The organism is Ekhidna sp. (genome assembly GCF_039940915.1).
In the GTDB taxonomy this organism is placed as follows: Bacteria; Bacteroidota; Bacteroidia; order Cytophagales; family Cyclobacteriaceae; genus Ekhidna.
In genome coordinates this window covers 646343-665853 of sequence record NZ_JBDVFO010000001.1, presented here as the reverse complement: position 1 = coordinate 665853, position 19511 = coordinate 646343, and the positions used below count along the sequence as shown (strand labels likewise).

At 40.4% G+C, this 19511-nt stretch carries 16 protein-coding genes; 9 read left to right on the top strand and 7 right to left on the bottom strand.

Annotation, left to right across the window (positions count from 1 at the left end):
* Window positions 1-52: 52 nt before the first annotated feature.
* Complete coding sequence (locus tag ABJF57_RS02995) at window positions 53-3229, top strand: caspase family protein (RefSeq protein ID WP_462231377.1); 3177 nt, start codon at window positions 53-55, stop codon at window positions 3227-3229.
* A gap of 14 nt (window positions 3230-3243) precedes the next feature.
* Here ABJF57_RS02995 and ABJF57_RS02990 read toward each other — a convergent pair whose 3' ends face one another.
* From ABJF57_RS02990 to rocD, 4 genes are all read right to left on the bottom strand, one after another.
* Window positions 3244-3861 (bottom strand): response regulator, encoded by a 618-nt coding sequence (locus ABJF57_RS02990; RefSeq protein ID WP_462231379.1) that lies wholly within the window; start codon window positions 3859-3861, stop codon window positions 3244-3246.
* 101 nt (window positions 3862-3962) lie between these two features.
* Complete coding sequence (locus ABJF57_RS02985; RefSeq protein ID WP_462231381.1) at window positions 3963-5936, bottom strand: tetratricopeptide repeat-containing sensor histidine kinase; 1974 nt, start codon at window positions 5934-5936, stop codon at window positions 3963-3965.
* A gap of 59 nt (window positions 5937-5995) precedes the next feature.
* On the bottom strand, window positions 5996-9208 hold the full coding sequence (locus ABJF57_RS02980; protein ID WP_462231383.1) for a S41 family peptidase: 3213 nt from the start codon (window positions 9206-9208) through the stop codon (window positions 5996-5998).
* Between the two features lie 68 nt (window positions 9209-9276).
* A complete protein-coding gene (gene rocD / locus ABJF57_RS02975; RefSeq protein ID WP_462231385.1) occupies window positions 9277-10518 on the bottom strand; it encodes an ornithine--oxo-acid transaminase in 1242 nt (413 codons plus the stop codon).
* 56 nt (window positions 10519-10574) lie between these two features.
* On the opposite strand from rocD, the gene ABJF57_RS02970 reads away from it, so the two are divergent.
* From ABJF57_RS02970 to ABJF57_RS02960, 3 genes are all read left to right on the top strand, one after another.
* Window positions 10575-10721: a DUF5522 domain-containing protein gene (locus tag ABJF57_RS02970; RefSeq protein ID WP_462231387.1), complete on the top strand. Its 147-nt coding sequence runs from the start codon at window positions 10575-10577 to the stop codon at window positions 10719-10721.
* A gap of 60 nt (window positions 10722-10781) precedes the next feature.
* Window positions 10782-11021: a 50S ribosomal protein L28 gene (rpmB, locus tag ABJF57_RS02965; protein ID WP_462231389.1), complete on the top strand. Its 240-nt coding sequence runs from the start codon at window positions 10782-10784 to the stop codon at window positions 11019-11021.
* Window positions 11022-11390: 369 nt separating this feature from the next.
* Complete coding sequence (locus tag ABJF57_RS02960; RefSeq protein WP_462231391.1) at window positions 11391-12836, top strand: aminopeptidase P family protein; 1446 nt, start codon at window positions 11391-11393, stop codon at window positions 12834-12836.
* 36 nt (window positions 12837-12872) lie between these two features.
* Here the strand turns inward: ABJF57_RS02960 and ABJF57_RS02955 are convergent, their stop codons facing one another.
* A complete protein-coding gene (locus ABJF57_RS02955) occupies window positions 12873-13550 on the bottom strand; it encodes a hypothetical protein (protein ID WP_462231393.1) in 678 nt (225 codons plus the stop codon).
* 178 nt (window positions 13551-13728) lie between these two features.
* Here ABJF57_RS02955 and rpmG point away from each other — a divergent pair, with 178 nt between their 5' ends.
* From rpmG to ABJF57_RS02935, 4 genes are all read left to right on the top strand, one after another.
* On the top strand, window positions 13729-13911 hold the full coding sequence (gene rpmG, locus ABJF57_RS02950; RefSeq protein ID WP_462231395.1) for a 50S ribosomal protein L33: 183 nt from the start codon (window positions 13729-13731) through the stop codon (window positions 13909-13911).
* A 2-nt stretch (window positions 13912-13913) separates the two neighbouring features.
* Window positions 13914-14063: a DUF4295 family protein gene (locus tag ABJF57_RS02945; protein WP_089355257.1), complete on the top strand. Its 150-nt coding sequence runs from the start codon at window positions 13914-13916 to the stop codon at window positions 14061-14063.
* A 92-nt stretch (window positions 14064-14155) separates the two neighbouring features.
* Window positions 14156-15109 (top strand): signal recognition particle-docking protein FtsY, encoded by a 954-nt coding sequence (gene ftsY, locus ABJF57_RS02940; RefSeq protein WP_462231398.1) that lies wholly within the window; start codon window positions 14156-14158, stop codon window positions 15107-15109.
* Between the two features lie 17 nt (window positions 15110-15126).
* Complete coding sequence (locus ABJF57_RS02935; RefSeq protein ID WP_462231400.1) at window positions 15127-17034, top strand: tetratricopeptide repeat-containing sensor histidine kinase; 1908 nt, start codon at window positions 15127-15129, stop codon at window positions 17032-17034.
* Here ABJF57_RS02935 and ABJF57_RS02930 read toward each other — a convergent pair.
* Entirely contained in the window at window positions 17018-17377 is a 360-nt protein-coding gene (locus tag ABJF57_RS02930; protein WP_462231402.1) for a LytR/AlgR family response regulator transcription factor, read from the bottom strand. The two genes, ABJF57_RS02935 and ABJF57_RS02930, sit on opposite strands and share 17 nt — an antisense overlap.
* 30 nt (window positions 17378-17407) lie before the next feature.
* Window positions 17408-18043, bottom strand: coding sequence for a DUF6134 family protein (locus tag ABJF57_RS02925; RefSeq protein ID WP_462231404.1), 636 nt, complete (start codon window positions 18041-18043; stop codon window positions 17408-17410).
* Window positions 18044-18122: 79 nt separating this feature from the next.
* On the opposite strand from ABJF57_RS02925, the gene ABJF57_RS02920 reads away from it, so the two are divergent.
* Entirely contained in the window at window positions 18123-19331 is a 1209-nt protein-coding gene (locus ABJF57_RS02920; RefSeq protein ID WP_462231406.1) for a bifunctional alpha/beta hydrolase/OsmC family protein, read from the top strand.
* Window positions 19332-19511 lie beyond the last annotated feature (180 nt).

Below are 19511 nucleotides of genomic sequence, written 5' to 3'. Positions count from 1 at the left end.
GAGTCGTCTGCTCAAAGCGAGACGGCTCCTTTCTATTTTAAACAGCATTCTTATGACACGCCTTTTCTATCTTTTTTTCTATTTTTTAATTTTTTTCGTACACGCCCAGTCACCTGAATTAATCATTCAAACAGGTCATCAGTTGGCCATAAATGACATGGAGTATTCGCCAGACGGACGGATAGTCGCCTCATGCAGTGAAGATAATACGGTTAAGCTTTGGGAAATAGCAACCGGGAAAGAAATGCAGACATTGTCTGGCCACTCAAAAGCAGTCAATGACATTGTATTTTCCCCGGATTCTAGAACCTTAATTTCAGTAGGAGATGATCGAAAAGTAATCATTTGGAATGTTGATACTGGCGAGAAAATAAAAACCATAGCCGAGCACAAGAACAAGGTTTTGAGCGTGGATTACTCCCCCAAGGGAGACTATTTTGCTACAGCTGGAAAAGATAAAGTTGTGCTTCTTCACAATGTGTTTACAGGAAAAATCAAAGAGCTGTATGAGTTTAAAAGCGAGGTGAATAGGATCAAGTTTTTAAATAGCGGAGACTACCTCTATACTGAGACAGATAAACTTTTAAGTAAAAATGCCTTTTTTACTATCCCGCAGGGTAAAATGGTGACGTGGGTTCCGGGAGGAGGAGCCACCTCCATCAGTTTTGATGCTGCAGATAAAAAATTTCTTGTCGGAAGGGTAAACTATGGGACTCCCTCGGTATCCATAATTAAAGATTGGAATAAAATAACTGATTGGAAAAAAAGCAAAGAACCACTTTGGAAGAGTTTTTTTCCTTACAACTTTCAAGACACTACTGGTAACTACAAAATATTTTCTTTTAAAAATCAAGACAATTATGACATAAATAAAGTTGAATCTGAATCTGTAGGGGCTATTTCTAAAGATTCAGATTTGAGTGCGTTCTTCTCGAAGGACGGCAATGATGATATCATCGCTGCGAATAAGTTCGGGGAGATTCTTTTCTGGAAATATGACGCGATTAAGTTTTATCCTAGAACGGCAAATCCATATGCGAAGCTCAGCGAAAAAATGGACAACATGTACGCCACTCCATATAAGATCATCGAGGCACACAAATCACCAATACTAGACCTGCTCCCATCCAAGGATGGGAAGTATCTATTCTCTTCTGCAAAGAATGGGGAAATGAAATTGTGGGATGTAAACCTTGAAAGAAACATCCAGACATTTACCAATGGTGAAGTCTATCCAATGTATGCGGTGGCCTTTGGTCAGGATAGCAAAACCGTGGTGATTTCTACTGGAATCAAGGACAGATACATTGTTGATTTGGCTACCATGGAGGTTTTAGAGCACTTCGAAAATGAGTATGCCATCGAAAGATTTGCTTACTCAAAAGACCGTTCCAAAGCACTGGTAGCTTATTATAACAGTTCCTTTTTTCACCTCTTGGATATGGCAAATAAGTCTATCCTCAGAACATTCAAGGGACACCTGGGAGAAATTACTTCAGTGCTGTTCTCAGGAGATGAAACGCAAGCAATTTCTACTGCAACAGAGGGTAAGCAAATCACTTGGGATCTGGAAACGGGAGAGATTTTGAACAACGAACTTTCATCCACTAAACCTTCCGAAAGTGCAACCAATGAAAGCAGTCTAAAGAAAGATGGAACACGAACAATTCTGACTTCTACTTTGGGAAAGTACGATCTGATTCATCAAAACAAGGTCACATCTTTTGGGTACACTCCAGATGAGAAATTTGTCTTCACGGCAAGCATGGATGGAGCTCTTTCCCTTTGGAATCCTGTCAGTGGGGACAATGTGGCTCGTATCATGATTACCAAAGACAAGGAGGTGATTGCTTTAACCAATGACTTCTACTTCATGGCATCAAAAGATGCACTCAAGTCTATTGCATTTAAGTACCAGGGTAAGATGTATCCATATGAGCAATTTGATTTTCAATTCAACCGACCAGATATTGTATTGGAACGCATAGGGTATGCCAATTCGCGTTTAGTTAAAGCCTATAAAGTGGCTTTTAAAAAGAGAAGAGTCCAGTTGGGAATACTAGAAGGAGTCGAACTTAATTTTAACACACCAGATATAGCGCTCAATCTGGCGGAGCTACCTCGATCCACGAATTCAAAGTCTTTGGCATTTAAAGTATCCGGCAAGGATGCGTTGGAAGCATTGAGTTCGATTCAAATAAAAATAAACGGAGTTCCAATACCACCTGTGGAGGTGAGCGGGAGTGAAATAGAAAAGCAAATAGAAATTGATCTAAGTGAGGGAGATAATACTTTGGAGGTGAGACTACTAAATGCCAAGGGAGTATCCTCACTTAGTCAATACTTTGAAGTTAAGTATGTTCCGGAAGTTAAGGTGAAAAAGGATCTTTATCTGGTAACTATAGGAGTTTCTGATTATGAAAACACGGATTTTAACCTCACCTATGCTTCAAAGGATGCAATGGATTTGGCACAACTTTTTTCAAATCAATCAGATCAGTTTGAGAATATCCATCATTTAAATTATCTGAATGAGGAAGCAACCCCTGAAAATGTTAAGGCAACCAGGGAGCGGCTAGAACAGACAAAAATTGATGACCATGTCATTTTCTTTTTTGCAGGTCATGGACTCCTGAGCCGTGAGCTGGATTATTTTCTTGCTATGCATCACATAAACTTCAATAACCCCGGTGAAGGGGGTATGGTGTATGAAGATGTGGAAAAATTGCTTTCCTATATACCGTCAAGAAACAAGCTGATCCTTATTGATGCTTGCCATTCAGGTGAAGTAGAGAAGGACAATGTAGTATTGGAGGGAGAATCTGGAAATGTCCCAAATGGGAAACTAGTATCTCGTGGATTCTCCAATGTACGTGAGAAAACGGGCCTCAGTCGCATACTGGGGTATGGAAATCTATTCAAGTTTATGCGCTCGCAATTTGCAGATCTAAGAGAAAATACGGGAACAATTGTTATCTCCAGCGCAGGAGGAGCTGAATACGCCTTGGAAAGTGCAGATTGGAAAAATGGAGTGTTCACTTATTATTTGAAAGAAGGGATGATCAATAATGGCGCCGATTTAAACGCAGATGGCAAAATCTACGCAAGTGAATTACAAAAGTATCTATCCGAAAAAGTCTATGAGGCAACGGACGGAAAACAGCAGCCTACGACCAGAGTTGCCAATCTGAATCATGATGTTTTGATGAAGGAATATAAAACTGAATAAGGAATTTTGAAGACCTATATCAGGTTGTTGGCGTAGGCGAATTTGATTAACCCAACAAGGTTGTTGGTGCCGGTCTTTCTGAAAATATTTTTGCGATGTGTCTCCACTGTACGTTCGCTGATGAACAGCTCTTCGGCCATTTGTCTGTTGGTATATTCTTTAGAGATGAGTTGAAGGATTTCCCGCTCACGGTCGGTAAGTAGTTTTTGTTCTTCCGTGCCATTGAGCCCTTTCATTAACATGGCATTTACATCTGAGCTTAAATAAACTTTCCCATTTTTTACCGCTCTGACAGCATTCACTAACTCCTCGTGCGAGTCTTTTTTCAGGATATAACCTTCAACATCTTCTTTCAGTATTTCTTTAATCAAATGAGCTTCGTCATGCATGCTAAGCACGATTATTTTGATTGCAGGATATTTTCGTTTGACTCTTCGCACGAGTGTCAATCCATCGTCATCAGGAAGGTTATAATCTGTGATGAGTAGGTCAACATTCTTTTGTGTGAGCTGGTCAAGTGTATCCTGTACGGAACCAGAAGAGCCGACCACTTCAAAATCATCCTCTGAGGAAAGAATTTTAATTAAGCCACCCAGTAATATGGCATGGTCGTCCGTAAGAAATATTTTCATTTTGGAGGATTTCTCTCTTCCAATGAAAGATAGCAAATTCATTTGTCTTGATATAGCCTTGTCAATTAAACATCAAATAAGGCCTAGAATAGCGTAGATAACTATACCGTTTTGACGGTATTTTCAGTATCAGTTGTGGCGTTATGGACAACTGATGGTGCGTTGACTATCAGGGTTGTTCCCTTGCGATTAGGTGTTGTTTCTAGTTCAAGCGTTCCTTGGATAATATTTGTACGGATGTTCAGGTTTTTCCAGCCATTACCTTTTCCTAATTGAAGTAGTGATTTATCGAAACCAATACCATTATCTTCGATGAGCAGAGTGATCTCCCTTTCATCTTTTGTAATCTGAAGCGTCACTTTGTTGGCATCTGAATACTTCAAGACATTGTTGATCCATTCTTGCGAAATACGATAGAGCGATATCTCTTGAGTTTCGGAAAGTCGACCTTCAAGTCCGAAAGTGTTTAGTTCTACTGTTATTTTTCCTGCATTATTTATCCTATCTACGAATTCGCTCAGCGCACTTTCAATTCCATTCTTAATTAAGGTTTGCGGCATCATGTCAAAACAGATGTTCTTCAATTCATTATACATCTCATCAATAACTTCTGAAGACGCGTCAAATACTTTTTGTCTTTCGTCGGGCTTTGCGCCATTGCTGAGGTTTTTCAAATTCAAATTCAGAATCGAAATCATTTGACCGAACCCATCATGGAGGTCACGGGCATATCTGGATCGTTCTTTTTCCTGAGAAGTAATCGTGGCATTGATTTCTGCTTCTTGCTTCTGGAGTTGCGCCGCCTGAAGCTTCAAAAGCTGTTCTTTCTTGAGTCTACTTCTTTGTAAACCGGCAAGCACAATGGAAAGAAGAATAGTGAATATCGAAGCGAACAGCAGCATTTGATTCCGTTGGATTTCTGCTTGTTGCTCTGAAATTTCAGCATTTTGAAGGGCGATTTGCTTTTCTTTCTTTTCAGTATCATACTTAGTTTGAAGCTCCGAAATCACTTTGGACCTGTCCAGATTGAATAGGCTATCTTCCAGGTTTTCGGCTTTTATCTTTAGACTAAGTGATTTCTTGTAATTTCCAGAAGCAGCGTATAATGATGAAAGCGAGTCCATTGACTTTCGAGCTAAGTCTGGATATCCAAACTGAACGCTACCATTTATTGCTTTCTCATAGTATTGACCAGCGTCTTCAAATTTTTTTGTTTGAAAATAGAAATCGGCAATTGCTTTATAGTTTTCAAGAACTCCTTGATTATCCGCGATTGCTTTTCTGATTTTTGTTGATTCAGTGAAAAACTGAAGCGCTTGATTAAAATTCCCATTTCTTCTTTCAATATCTGCCAGGTCAAGAAAGGTGTACCCAAGGCCGACACTATCGTTTTGCTCAAGCCTTATCCTGTGACACAGAAGGTATAGGGAGTCCGAAACCTTGTAGTTTTTTCTCAACCAATGAAAGGCTGCCAGCATTCCATAGCTTGTACCTAAGGTTCGCAAATCATTTACCTCAATTGAGAGTTTCGCAGATTGCGCCCATAATTGTAATGATTTGTCAAAAGCACGCTGCTTCTGATAGTAATTTGCCATTTCATTACTGAGTTGTGCTAACCCACTCAAATCATCTAAAGAGTCATAGAGGTCATATGATCTGAGGTAGGCGGGCAGAGCGTTTTCATAGTCACCAGTCAGATATAATATGATCCCATAATTTTTTTGTGCCAAAGCCTCTTGCGCGGGTAGCTTTAGTGCTTTGCTTAATTCCACTGCCATTTCGGTTAGTTTGGAGGAATTGGAAAAATCAGCACTATAGATTGAGTAGAAATTTTTATTGACGTATTCAATTTGCTCTCTTTCCGAAAGCTTGGATAGGGCAGCTTCAGTAGCTTTTGGTGTAAAGTGCTGAGCCATGCTCTTACCCAATACAAGTAATAGAGCTATAATAAGAGGTAATCGTGATAGCATAGGAGTAGAGTCCGAGGCTAAAATATTGAATTTCTGCCTCCAGAAGATTCTTTTTCGATTGATTGGTTCAATCAAGGGGTTGTATGAGTCTGGTTTGAGATTCATTAAAATAAAAGAAGCGAATGAGTTCTTCTCATTCGCTTCTTAACCTTTGACAAAGTCTGTTATTCTTTCTTTATAGCTCGCTTGGATCGAATAGGGGGAGCTGGCTCTTCCTTCAGTTCTATTGCCTCAGTTTTAAGCTTTTCTAGAGCTATTTCTATCGCTTTGTCAAGTTGAGGATCCTTACCCTGAAGGACAAGTTTTGGTTCCTGGATTACTTCTACATCAGGTGCTACGCCCTCACCTTCTACTGCCCATTCACCATTTATGTCAAAGAATCCTCCCCGAGGGGCAACCATTCTTCCGCCATCAATGAATAGTGGCGTGTCCCACGTACCTACCAAGCCACCCCAAGTGCGAGTACCAACCAAAGTGCCGATGTTCATTGCCCGGAAAAGGTAGGGGAGCAAATCACCTCCGGATCCAGCTCGTTCATTGATTATCATGACTTTTGGTCCCCAAACAGCGGCCATTGGAGTGGTCCAGGGTTTATGGTCCCCCACTTTGCTATTGAAGTAGCCATAAAGTTTGCGATTCATAACATCAGCCATATAGTCAGCAGCTGACCCACCACCATTGTTCCGTTCGTCCACAATCATTCCTTGCTTGTCTTGCTGTGCAAAATAGTAGCGATTAAAAGATTCATAGCCTCCGCCACCAGTATTGGGCACATAGGTGTATCCAATTTTTCCTTCTGTTTTTTGGCTGACGTACTGGCGGTTGCTTTCTATCCATGCACGAGAGCGCAAAGCATACTCATTACTGATGGGCTCCACATATAGTGTTTCAGCTTTTGAAATATCAGCGGTCTTGCCAACCTTGATTCGAAGAGTAGTGCCAGATGTTTGCTCAAAGTACTTGAAGATATTTTCGTTTCCATCTATCGTTACACCATTGACTTCTAATAAATAATCTCCTTCACTGACTTTCATTCCTGGAGCAGCCAACGGAGCTCTTAGATTGGGATTCCAGTTTTCTCCAGTAAATATTTTAATGAACTGATACCTACCATTTTTAATTGCATAATCTGCTCCAAGCAACCCAACAGGGACTCGATTAATATTTGGGTAATCACCACCCCTTGTGTAGGAATGTCCAACAGCGATTTCACCACCCAGTATATCAATAATGTAATTCATGTCTTCTCTGTGTTTGACATGACTAACCCATGGCTTGTACCATTCATAGATTTTATTCCATGGAGCTCCATGCTGATTGTTTACGTAAAGAAAATCGCGTTGATACCTCCAAGCTTCGCGGTATATCTGCTGCCACTCTTCGCTAGGGCTTACTTTCATCTTAATGTCTATGCTTAATCTCCCTTCGGAAGATTTTTGACTCTTACCGGAAGAAGGCACAATTCCCCAATTTCCGCCCGATCGATATAGGAGTTGTTTTCGGTCATGCGATACCTGGACGGATTGAAGTCCAGTCATAAATTCAGTTGACTCACGAGTGTCCAGATCATACTTATTCAGCGTTATTCCTTGCTGATTTGGAATGTTTTCGGCGTAGAAGACGGTGTTCTCTGGTCCTGAGACTAAACTTGCATAGCTCCTTTGTGGAACATCCAGCGAGACAATTCTATTGATTACACCATTGTCTATGGTAACCGTTATCTCTTCATCTTCGTCTTTTTCATCATTCGAAGTTTCCTCGTCACTTTGTGGGAGAATAGGTGATTGATCACTTGCTGATAGTACTGCAGCATAGAGTCCTCTTGTCACTGGGATGTTGTATGAGCTCATGTCCAGCCATCCGGTATTTAATCCCCAATTGGTGCTAGCCAAAAAGTAGAGATACTTTCCATTGGCATCCCACACTGGTTCAAGTGCGTCAGCCATTTGATCGGAGATATCAATGATTTTACCGGATTCAATGTTATAGGCTTTCACAACTTTATACTGCGCATCCGTCAACTTCACGTAAGCGATCCATTTGCTGTCTGGAGACCATATTGGGTTCATGGATCTGTTTGGGTGAGCATAGCGCTCAGTGTCGGCTTTTCTGGCATCACCAGAGGTTAGATTTAGTACCCAAATGTTAAAATCAGTATCTGTGTAGCTGATGTACTTCCCGTCAGGTGACCAAGTGGGTCTGAAGTAGAAAGTGGGATTTGGCAGAGGATAACTTTTCTTGATAGATGTGCCAAATTGATCGCTGATCACCAATTGATATTCGCCACTTCGATCAGAAAACCAGGCAATTTCATTCCCATCTGGTGACCAAACGGGAGATCTATCTGCAAAGGAGGACTTAGAAATGTTTCTCCATGAACCATTCTCTTTTGGGACGGTAAAAATCTCACCACGATATTCAAATAATGCTCGTTGGCCGGTTGGTGAAAGAGATGCATTTTGCAGATTTCTGCCTGAAACATCTTCCCAGCGATCACGTGCCCAGTTTAAATCTCCTCTTACATTTATTTCCAGGTGCTTTCTGTCCTCTGTTTCAGGGTTGATCGAGTGAAGATACCCCCCTTGCTCATATACGATAAGGTCTGCGGAAGCATCCAAACTTTTCACATCGAACTGGGTATGAAAGGTGATTTGAGTATACGCCTTGGTTTCTAGATTGTATTTCCAAATATTGCTAGTGTAATCTCTTTCGGAGAGGAAATAGACTTCACCATTGAGCCAAACGGGTTCTAGATGTCTTTCTTTATCAGGTTGAGGCGTGGTTTGCAACTCCTTGGTTTTTAGATCGAGTATCCATATTGGCATGGCCTGACCTCCTCGATAGTTTCTCCATTCAGGATCCCATGAAGTGATTGGTGTGTACGCTGCGTACTTCCCATCTGGAGAAATTTCTCCATAGGCTATTCGAGGAATCTGAAGTTCCTCAGGGAAACCTCCATCTACCCCGATGGCGTAAAATTTATTGAGCTTTGTTGGATGTCCTTTTCGTGTGGAGGCAAAAATCACCTTTCCATCTGGTGACCAGCCCTGTACTCTATCAGCACCGGGGTGATAGGTGAGGCGTTTCGGTGCCCCACCAGCTGTAGGGATCACGAATGCATCTGTGTTCCCATCATATTGGCCGCTAAAAGCGATCCACTTCCCATCATTGGAAAAGTGTGGAAAGGACTCAGCACCTTCTGATGTAGTCAATCGAGTGGCATCTCCGCCAGTGCGATCAACAACCCAAAGGTCATTTGCATAAACAAAAACTATTTTATCTTGACTTACAGAGGGCTGCCGCAGCAGCATAGTGCCTTGCGAAAAAGAAAGCAGGGCTGTAGCAATAAACAGGGATGTAAAAAAAATTCTCTTCATGATACTATTAGGTTTGACTATCAAGATAGCCATTCGTAAATGCATCACAAAGAGAACTTTATGAATGGTTACTGCTCAAATTCAGCAATGGTTCGCTCGATAATATCACAGCAATCGTGAAGTTGTTCTTCAGTCATTACTAGAGGAGGAGCAAACCGGATGATGTTTCCATGAGTGGGTTTAGCAAGTAATCCATTCTCTTTGAGCTTTACGCAGATATCCCATGCGGTGGAGCTATCTTCTGAGTCATTGATTACAATTGCATTGAGCAACCCTTTTCCTCTTACCAACTTCACCAAATCGGATTTTTCAATCATTTGGTTCATTCGGTCTCTGAAAAGTACACCCAAATTTTCAGCATTTTCTTCAAGTTTTTCATCTTTGACCACTGTAAGGGCAGCCATTGCTACTTGGGCTCCCACTGGATTACCGCCGAATGTAGAACCGTGCTGTCCCGGCTGAATAACCTCCATTACCTGATCATCAGCCAAAACGGCAGAAACCGGATAAGCTCCTCCCGAAATAGCTTTGCCTAAAATGAGGATATCTGGTTTTACGTTTTCATGATCCACTGCAAGCATTCTTCCCGTTCGGGCAATGCCTGTCTGAACCTCATCAGCGATAAAGAGCACTCCATGCTTTTTACATACTTCTTTTGCTTTTTGAAGATACCCTTCATCAGGCACCATCACGCCAGCTTCTCCCTGAATGGGTTCAACAAGGAATCCTGCAATATTTTCATTTTGTATTACTCGTTCAAGCTCGCTAAGGTCATTGTACGGGATTCGAATAAACCCAGGAGTATACGGGCCAAAGTTTTTATTTGCTACAGGATCATTAGAGAATGAAACTATGGTTGTTGTGCGACCGTGAAAATTATTGTCGCAAACGATTATCTGAGCTTTGTTCTCATCAATCCCCTTTTTTTCATAGGCCCATTTTCTGCAAAGCTTGATAGCTGTCTCAACGGCTTCCGCACCGGTATTCATTGGAAGCACTTTGTCAAAACCAAAGTATTCGGTAATGAACTTCTCATACTTTCCAAGCACGTCATTGTAGAATGCACGTGAAGTCAATGTGAGTGTTTCAGCTTGTTTTGTCATCGCACCAACAATGGCAGGGTGACAGTGTCCTTGATTCACAGCAGAATATGCAGATAGGAAATCATAATACTGTTTGCCTTCCACATCCCAAACATGTACACCGTTACCTTTGGCCAGTACTACCGGAAGGGGATGGTAATTGTGGGCTCCATGCTCATCTTCCAGCTTTATTAAATCTTCACTCGTCATTGTCTTGTTTTCTAACATAGTTTTGCCGTTTAATATCGAATTGCAAGATTAATGATTTAACAGCGGAGGCGCAATTGAAAAAGGATTCTGAATCGGAGGATTATTACATAAATGAGCAAGGTCTGATGGTATTTACTGAGAAATATCATTTAAAAAGAGGCTACTGTTGCGGCAATGGATGTTTACACTGTCCATATAATCATCAAAATGTCAAACAATAGTTTGCATATTGAATTGAAATCCCGATATTTGCACTCCATTTTTGAAAACGGGATAGAAAGATGTCAAAAGTTTGCGATATAACTGGTAAAAGACCACAGGTAGGAAACAATGTTTCTCACGCTAATAATAAAACCAAAAGAAGATTCAATCCGAATCTTCAGAAGAAGCGATTCTACATTCCTGAAGAGGATAAGTGGATCACTTTAAAAGTGTCTACCTCGGCACTTAGAACAATCAATAAAAATGGCATCACGGCTGTTCTTAAGAAAGCAAGAGCCAACGGGATGGTGATCAAATAATATTGATAAGCAATTAAGAAATTTAAACCCTGGCATCATGTCAGGGTTTTTTTGTGCTAGATTTAGTTGTATGACTCGAATTCTCTTCTATATATCACTGATCATACCCTTTATATTACTTGGATTTTAGCTGATTCATTCATGAACAAAGCGGGAATTTTTGTAATTCCATACACCATTGTTGTAGAGACTTTAAGAAGAAAGTACCTGAACCTAAAACCTATTTGATCTGCTCCTGCTTGGGATATCCCTAAGTACTTTACCAGACCGTAGAATCCTTTCATCAAATATTTAAACCGGTATTGGATACTAATTGAAGTTTACAGCTTCCTTCGGTATTATATTTAGCGACCCAAATAAACTATGATCATGAAGAAGCTTATTGCGTTAGCTCTATTGTCCGCCTCAATGGGTGGTTTTGCTCAAAACGAACCAGGTGATTTCTTAACGAGCGAATTCCATATGGAAAGAAGAACACTTGTTCGGGAAAAGATGCCTGAAAATTCTGTAGCAGTTTTTTTCACGAACCCCGTAAGAAATCGCGCGAATGATGTTGACTTTATATATCATCAAGATCCTAACTTCTATTACCTAACAGGCTACCGTGAGCCACATGCGGTTTTGATGATTTTCAAAGAAGAGCAAGAGGGTCCTGAGGAACGCTTCAATGAGATCATTTTCATTCAACCGCGAAATGCGCGCGCAGAAATGTGGACAGGAAGAAGACTTGGAACCACCGGAGTGAAAGAAAAGTTGGCGTTTAATCAAGTCTTCAACAACACAGATTTTGAAGACTATAATATTGATTTTTCAACCTTTGACAAAGTGCTTTTCTACGACTTCTTTAATGATGTGAGAGATACTCGAACGGAAGGAGATTTATATGATCTCATCGCTTCATTCAAAAGTAAATCTGGATATCCTACAGAAGGAGATCTAACGATAGAATCTGCTGCCAACAACCTGGATATGGAAACACTTGATCAAATCATGAAAGACTTGAGGGGCATAAAAACGAAAGATGAAATAGAGCTTTTGAGAAAAGCGGTAGATATTTCATGCATCGGACAAGCGGAGGTGATGAAAGCCATGAAGCCGGGACTAAGTGAGCGTGAGGTTCAAGGCATTCATGAGTTTGTTTTCAAAAAATATCAAGCTGAGTATGAAGGGTACCCTTCCATTGTGGGGGAAGGAAATAATGGGTGCATCCTTCACTACATAGAAAATTACAAGCCAGAGATTACGAGTGATAAAATGATTTTGATGGATTTGGGAGCGGAGTATCACGGCTATACTGCTGATGTTACAAGAACCATCCCCGTTGATGGAAAATTTTCAAAGGAAGAGAAGGCGATTTACGATTTAGTATATAAAGCTCAGGATGAGGCTATCAAGGCAGCTAAACCAGGAGTAAACATAGGAAGAGATCTTGACGCAGCGATCGCTCGAAGGATCATCAATGAAGGGCTGGCAGAGCTAGGTATTATTGAAAGTGTAGATCAAAGACATCTTTATTACCCACATGGATTAGGCCACCATATTGGGTTGGATGTTCATGACAAAGGGAACTATGAATACCTGGAGGCCGGAATGGCGATTACAATTGAGCCGGGTATTTACATTCCAGAAGGTGCAGATTGCGATGAAAAATGGTGGGGAATTGCTGTTCGCATTGAAGACTGCATTCTTATTACAGAGGATGGAAATGAACTTTTGTCTGATTTGGCACCACGTAAAAGTGACGAAATAGAGAAGTTAATGCAGGAGCCAAGTCCCTTGGATTCTTTCGTGCTACCAGAACTTGGTAAGGACTGAAAAAAAGAGGATGAAAAAGCATCCTCTTTTTTAACACTATTTGTGTCGGCTGAATAATTTCGAATTTCTCACTCTTCCACCACTAACTTGTTGGTCCTCAATTGGAAAGTCAAGAGTGACACCAAACGCAATGGATTGGTTAGTGTCTGGGATGAGTTCCTCGTTTTCCCTATCTACTTGTTGGACTTCCGCATTGTAGTTTAAAGTAAAATTATTTCCGCCATTGTCTATCACCGTAATGGTTCCGCCAACAACTACATATATCAGGTCATTTTGCATGTCTTCGGTTGTTTGGAAGATGGACTGATTGCCATTCCCATCGACACTTATGGTCACTGATTGGAAGTAGTTCTGACCATCAACATTAGAAAGACTGGGTTCCCGAATGAAAGTAAAAACTCCACTCTTAAAAGCATCGGCCCCGAATGATAGAAGTTCTGCGTACGCGACAAAACTTCCATTGAAGACCTCTGCTTGAAAATCTGCTTCACCATCATAGATGATAAAGTCGTAGTTGTAATGTGTGGCATCTCCTATATCTACATAATTAACGGCCCCATAATCGTAAATAACACCTCCATCGATTGTGTAATCTGTGCCATTAAATATGAAATCGTTGATAATCTTTCCACCATCATCTTTTCCACAAGATGTGATCCACACAACGATTAGTAAAGCAAGAATTAGCGCTGGTATTCTCAATGATTTTTGCATTTTGATAAATTTATTGTTGCTTATACTAAGATAAATTTGAAAACTAAACTTCTACATCAATGCCAGAAATCTTTTCTGCTTAAATCTCACTTTCTGATCATTAAAAGATAGGAGAGTATTTAAATTATTGAATAAAAAATCCTACATTTGCACTCCTTTTGGAAAAGAAGAAAATAAAATGGCTAAGAAAGGAAATAGAATCCAAGTAATTCTTGAGTGCACAGAGCACAAAAATAGTGGTCTTGCTGGCACAAGTCGGTACATCACTACTAAGAACAGAAAAAACACTCCTGATCGAATTGAGTTGAGAAAATACAACTCGATCATGAGAAAGTATACCGTACACAAAGAAATTAAGTAACCATGGCAAAGAAAGTAGTAGCAACTCTTAAGCAACCAGGTGGAGCGAAGTATGCCAAAGTGATCAAAGCGATCAAAGGCGATAACGGATCATACACGTACCGGGAGGAGATGGTTCTCGAAGGTGACGTGAAGGATACGCTAGCGAAATAAGAAATTAAATCCTAAAAGAAGGAAGCCGCTCCGACGAATACGTCAGGGTGGCTTTTTTTATATTCACCAACATCACCTAACTCTGTAGACCAATGGGAATAAAAAGCTTTTTCTCCAAAGACAAAAAAGAGTCACTAGATAAAGGACTTGAAAAGTCGAAACAGAACTTTTTCACTAAGCTAAACAAAGCGGTAGTAGGCAAATCAACTGTAGATGCCAGTGTTTTGGATGAGTTGGAGGAGGTGCTTATCACCTCAGATGTGGGTGTAGAGACCACCGTTAAGGTTATTGATCGAATTGAAGAAAGGGTAGCCAAGGACAAATATTTGAATACTTCAGAATTGAATCGAATACTTCGTGAAGAAATTGCTGGCTTACTTTCGGAGAATAATACCAAAGACCTTGTTGATTTTGATATTCCTCAAACTGAAGGGCCCTATGTGATACTGGTGGTAGGTGTGAATGGTGTAGGAAAAACTACTACCATTGGTAAGTTAGCTTCTCAGTTTAAAGCACTAGGGAAAAATGTGATTCTGGGGGCAGCAGATACGTTTAGAGCGGCTGCCGTGGATCAACTAATCATGTGGGGGGATCGAGTAGGTGTTCCTGTCGTTTCAAAAGGGATGAATACAGATCCAGCAGCAGTTGCTTTTGAAGCAGCTAAGAGAGGAAAAGAGGAAAATGCTGACGTAGTAATTATTGATACTGCGGGTCGTCTGCATACCAAAGTAAACCTGATGAATGAACTGTCGAAGATTAAAAATGTGGTGCAAAAATTCATCCCAGAAGCACCACATGATGTAATGCTTGTACTCGATGGAAGCACAGGCCAAAACGCTTTTATACAAGCGAAGGAATTCACCAAAGCAACAGATGTTACCTCCCTTGCGATCACTAAACTAGATGGCACGGCAAAAGGTGGGGTAGTGATTGGGATTTCGGATCAATTTAAAATTCCTGTTAAATACATAGGCGTTGGAGAAAAAGTAGAGGACTTACAAGTCTTCAATAAGACTGAATTTGTCGATTCTTTTTTCAAAAATTAAGAACTACCTTGTTGGTGATGAAAAAGCTTGCTTTCTTTTTCGCTTTTTTATTTCTCAGCCTATCTGTCCATAGTCAGGATCAAGCCATTGCTGATAGTCTTTATCAAGTGCTTGAAGGAATGGATGAGAGAGATACATCCAGATTAAAGATTCTTATCTGGATTTCGCAGAATGAGAATGTTCCGGGGAAAAAGTTGGCTATTGCCGAGGAGATCAAAAAGTCAGCGGAAGAGCATGGATTAGCAAAATACCTGCACCATGCCTACATTCAAATCGGTCAGGCAAACAGAATGTTGGGAAATTTTGATGTAGCAATTGACGCACTATTAACTGCCCTTGAACATGCTGAACGAAGCGATTATTCCAGAGGAATAATCGCTTCATACACTGCTCTGGCCGATGCCTATTCAACTTATGGAAGGTATGATGAAGCTATTGAATACTATAATGAGAGTATTGCTTTAATGAGTGCAGGCGATAGTTCACTTCTGGCTGTTACTCTACTTAACCTTGGAGATACTTATTATGTTATTGAATCTTATGATTCAGCATTATTTTGCTTTGAGCAGTCCAAATATATTTATGAGCGTTTGGGAAATGATCCGTCTGGGTTGGCATACAACCTGGGAAATATTGGCTTAGTATATGCTGAATTAGGAGAGCTGAAGAAAGCTGAAACGAACTTAGCAACATCTATTAAAGATCTTGAATCCTTAGGAGATCATTACGGGAGCTGTATTTTTCTAGGTTTCATGTCGGATATATACCTCGACAAAGGATACCCGGACGGTGCCCTTAGTTTTGCGGATTCTTCCCTCTCAATTTCTAGAAGGTTTGGTTTAAAAACAGAAATGAGAGATAACCTTCTTCGACTAGCTAACATTCATGCTGAAAAAGGTACCTACGAGGAGGCGTTTAAGTTTCACAAGCTTTATCTAGCTATCAAGGACAGCATCTCCAATGAAGAGGTTTTTTCTAGAATTGAAAATCTCGAAAGCGCTTATGAGCTTTCTCAAAAGCAGGCCGAGGTAGATTTGTTGAAAGCCCAGCAAAAAAACCAGCAAGCAGTAATTGTCACAGCGACCGCAGTTGTATTTGCATTTGCGATTTTAGTCATTGTCATTTTCATATACTACCGATCCAAAATCCGTGTGAATCGCGTCCTGAAGCGGCAAAAAGTTTCTTTGGAGCGACTTAACGAGACCAAGGATAAGTTTTTCTCAATCATATCTCATGATCTAAGGGGTCCTGTAAGTTCACTTTTCGGAGTTAGTGGATTAATAAGGCATTTTGTAAAAGAGCATAACACTGAGCAGTTGCTGGAAATGGCCAACCACATGGAGACCTCCGTTGAGCGCTTGTCAAATCTGCTAGATAATCTGCTTAACTGGGCGATGCAGCAGCAAGGACATTTTCCGAACGTGCCAGAAAAAGTAGATGTATCGGAAATGATTTCTGAAATAATGGAGATGTTTTCCAACATGGCCAATGGCAAACAGATAGATCTAAGATCAACCATTTCACAACCAGTTTTCCTTTGGGTGGATAAAAATAGCGTTCATACCATTTTTCGAAATCTAATTAACAACGCCATAAAATTCACACCAGAAAAGGGAAGCATAAGCGCAAGCGCTAAAACAGAAGTGGATTTTGTGGAAATTTCGATTGCAGATTCTGGAATTGGCATGCCACAGTCGAAACTTGATAGGCTTTTCAATTTGAATGGAGAAGGAGCAACCTATGGAACCGCAGGGGAAAAAGGACTTGGCTTGGGATTACAGCTTGTCAAAGAATTTATGAGCATGAACAACGGAACAATTTCTGCACTAAGCAAAGAAGGAGGTGGAACAACTTTTTTGGTGAGGGTCCCTCTTTTTGATAAAAATGAGGTTGCTGATAAATCGATAGCTAGTCCGATTCAATAATCACTTCATTGATTGTCTTCTGGAGTATCTCTTTAGTCAAGCTGACTTTTCTAATGTACTTGTCGATCTTCAGTTTCTTTTCTTTGGTGGGCTGATTTACATGTGCAGAAATCATGACAATCTTAGGCTTTTTTTCTAAAGTATCCAGGGTCTCGAACCCATTTAGGTAGGGCATTTCAAGGTCGATAAGCAGTACGTCAGGCTTCTTTTTTACCACTTGCATTATGCCATTTACAGGATTAGGGTGTGTACTGATCAATTCCATGTTTTCATATTCGTCAAAATAGGAACTTATCAATTGTAGAAATAAAGGGTCATCATCAATGGCGATGCATGTGATCATAAGCTGGATTTTTTTGGAAAAATAGCGATTTTAATCCACCACAGGGGCGCCTCCTACAATCTTATTAGATTGCACTTCCCGTAATGATTCTTGAGTCATTCGAAAATAAAACTTTGCAAAATCACGATTAACTTTTACTTCGGAGCAAATGCCATTGGTATATGTGTATACGTTCATTCCATCAGGAGATTCCATCTCATATCGATGCTCACCTATTTTAGTGAATTTTAAGTACTCACCAAACTGCGGAGAAAACACTTTTTGGCCGTCGATAGGTTCTTCGAAATATATGGTAGCAACAGAATAGTCAATTTTTTCTTTTCTGGTTGTTCTGGTCCCGTCAAGATCCAAAGTATATTTTTCTCCATCAAACCAAATAGTAGATTTCTTTTGAGTGGATCCGTTAAGCTGATTATGAGTGTATTCTTTTATGAGCTGACCATACTTGTACTCACTTGTGGATTCATAATCAACAGTAAAAGAAAAGAGAATTCTGAAGGTAACCTTGCTATTGATCTCATACTTTAGCTGACCTTCAGACTGTATTCTTTTTACTGTCATGTCACCTAACTTCTTGCTTCCCTTAACCACATCGTAGTGCAAGGTCTGCCCAAGAGCTGCCTGGAAGACAAAAGTTAAGAATAGTATGGTTAAAGCTCTTATCACTTAGAGAATTCTGTTAGCTTAATGACACGAAATATTTCACAATGTTTCCGCGTCAAGATAGATCAAAAAAAATCAACCCATGAGATTTAAAAAAGTTAGTTTTAAAAATGCTGAAGGACACGAACTTTCTGGTCGTTTGGATTTTCCACTGATAGGTAGACCTAGAGCTTTTGTCCTCTTTGCCCATTGCTTTACATGCTCTAAAAATCTCAAGTCTGTAGAACACATTAGCCAAGCATTTACCAAGCAAGAAATGGCTATTTTGAGATTTGATTTTACTGGATTGGGACAGAGCAAAGGAGATTTTGCAGACACAAACTTCTCTTCCAATCTTTCAGATTTAAAGGACGCCTATGATTTTCTTGACAGAAACTATGAAGCCCCGCAAATAATGGTAGGCCATTCACTTGGAGGAGCTGCGGTGCTGCACGTTTCCGGAGATCTGGAGAAGGTCAAAGCCGTAGCAACGATAGGTGCGCCTTCAACCCCGGATCATGTGAGTCATTTGCTCGATAGTGGAAGAAAGGATTTGGAAGAAAAAGGGGTAGCTGATGTCAATATCGGAGGCAGAACGTTCAAAATGAAGAAGCAATTCTTGGACGATTTGGAAGCAAAAAAAGGAAGTAATGTGATCAGGAATTTGAACAGAGCACTCCTGGTTATTCATTCTCCGCAGGACACCATAGTTGGCATCAACAATGCGCAAGAGATTTATGCACAGGCTATGCACCCCAAAAGCTTTATTTCAATGGATGGAGCAGATCATTTAATGACCATGGAAGGTGATGCAAGATATGCAGGATCAATTATCGCTAATTGGGCTACACGATACATTGCAATCGGTGAGCAAGATGCAGCTCCAGAGGGAGAGGTGTGGACCAGAATTGGATCAGATGGATATACCACAGAAGTAATCGCGGGCAGGCACCAGATGATTGCCGATGAGCCGCCGAGTGTTGGTGGAGATGATCAGGGACCTACGCCTTATGGCTATTTGTTGGCAGGGTTAGGAGCATGCACAGCCATGACATTAAGGATGTATGCAGATCATAAGAAAATAGACTTGCAAGAGGTACAAGTAAAGTTGACCCACGATAAAATTCACAAGCAGGATGGAGAAAACAGTGAGAGTGCAAAAGGGAAAATAGATCAAATAAAACGCAAAATTACACTTACCGGTACTCTTAGCGATGAACAAAGAAATCGTCTCATTGAGATTGCCGATAGATGTCCGGTGCATAAAACTTTGGAAGGGAATCCGGAAATCGTAACGGAAGAGCAAAAGTGAAACTCCGATATTCCTGAATTTTTGCCATTCATGTAGTATTTGATTAATCCTTTACCTCATTCTCTATGAAAAACGGATAAATACTGACAATCCGACTTAATTTCATCTAATAAATAGGGGAAACCCTTTTTTAACTGTATATATAAAATACACATTAGAATAAAACTACCCCCGGAATTA

Bases quoted from the DNA above. Each gene is read 5' to 3' on its own strand.
- ABJF57_RS02960 (WP_462231391.1), top strand. From the start codon at position 11,391: ATGAAGAAGCTTATTGCGTTAGCTCTATTGTCCGCCTCAATGGGTGGT.
- ABJF57_RS02945 (WP_089355257.1), top strand. From the start codon at position 13,914: ATGGCAAAGAAAGTAGTAGCAACTCTTAAGCAACCAGGTGGAGCGAAG.
- rpmB (WP_462231389.1), top strand. From the start codon at position 10,782: ATGTCAAAAGTTTGCGATATAACTGGTAAAAGACCACAGGTAGGAAAC.
- ABJF57_RS02985 (WP_462231381.1), bottom strand. From the start codon at position 5,936: ATGAATCTCAAACCAGACTCATACAACCCCTTGATTGAACCAATCAAT.
- ABJF57_RS02920 (WP_462231406.1), top strand. From the start codon at position 18,123: ATGAGATTTAAAAAAGTTAGTTTTAAAAATGCTGAAGGACACGAACTT.
- ABJF57_RS02955 (WP_462231393.1), bottom strand. From the start codon at position 13,550: ATGCAAAAATCATTGAGAATACCAGCGCTAATTCTTGCTTTACTAATC.
- ABJF57_RS02980 (WP_462231383.1), bottom strand. From the start codon at position 9,208: ATGAAGAGAATTTTTTTTACATCCCTGTTTATTGCTACAGCCCTGCTT.
- ABJF57_RS02995 (WP_462231377.1), top strand. From the start codon at position 53: ATGACACGCCTTTTCTATCTTTTTTTCTATTTTTTAATTTTTTTCGTA.
- ABJF57_RS02935 (WP_462231400.1), top strand. From the start codon at position 15,127: ATGAAAAAGCTTGCTTTCTTTTTCGCTTTTTTATTTCTCAGCCTATCT.
- ABJF57_RS02930 (WP_462231402.1), bottom strand. From the start codon at position 17,377: ATGATCACATGCATCGCCATTGATGATGACCCTTTATTTCTACAATTG.
- rocD (WP_462231385.1), bottom strand. From the start codon at position 10,518: ATGTTAGAAAACAAGACAATGACGAGTGAAGATTTAATAAAGCTGGAA.
- rpmG (WP_462231395.1), top strand. From the start codon at position 13,729: ATGGCTAAGAAAGGAAATAGAATCCAAGTAATTCTTGAGTGCACAGAG.
- ftsY (WP_462231398.1), top strand. From the start codon at position 14,156: ATGGGAATAAAAAGCTTTTTCTCCAAAGACAAAAAAGAGTCACTAGAT.
- ABJF57_RS02990 (WP_462231379.1), bottom strand. From the start codon at position 3,861: ATGAAAATATTTCTTACGGACGACCATGCCATATTACTGGGTGGCTTA.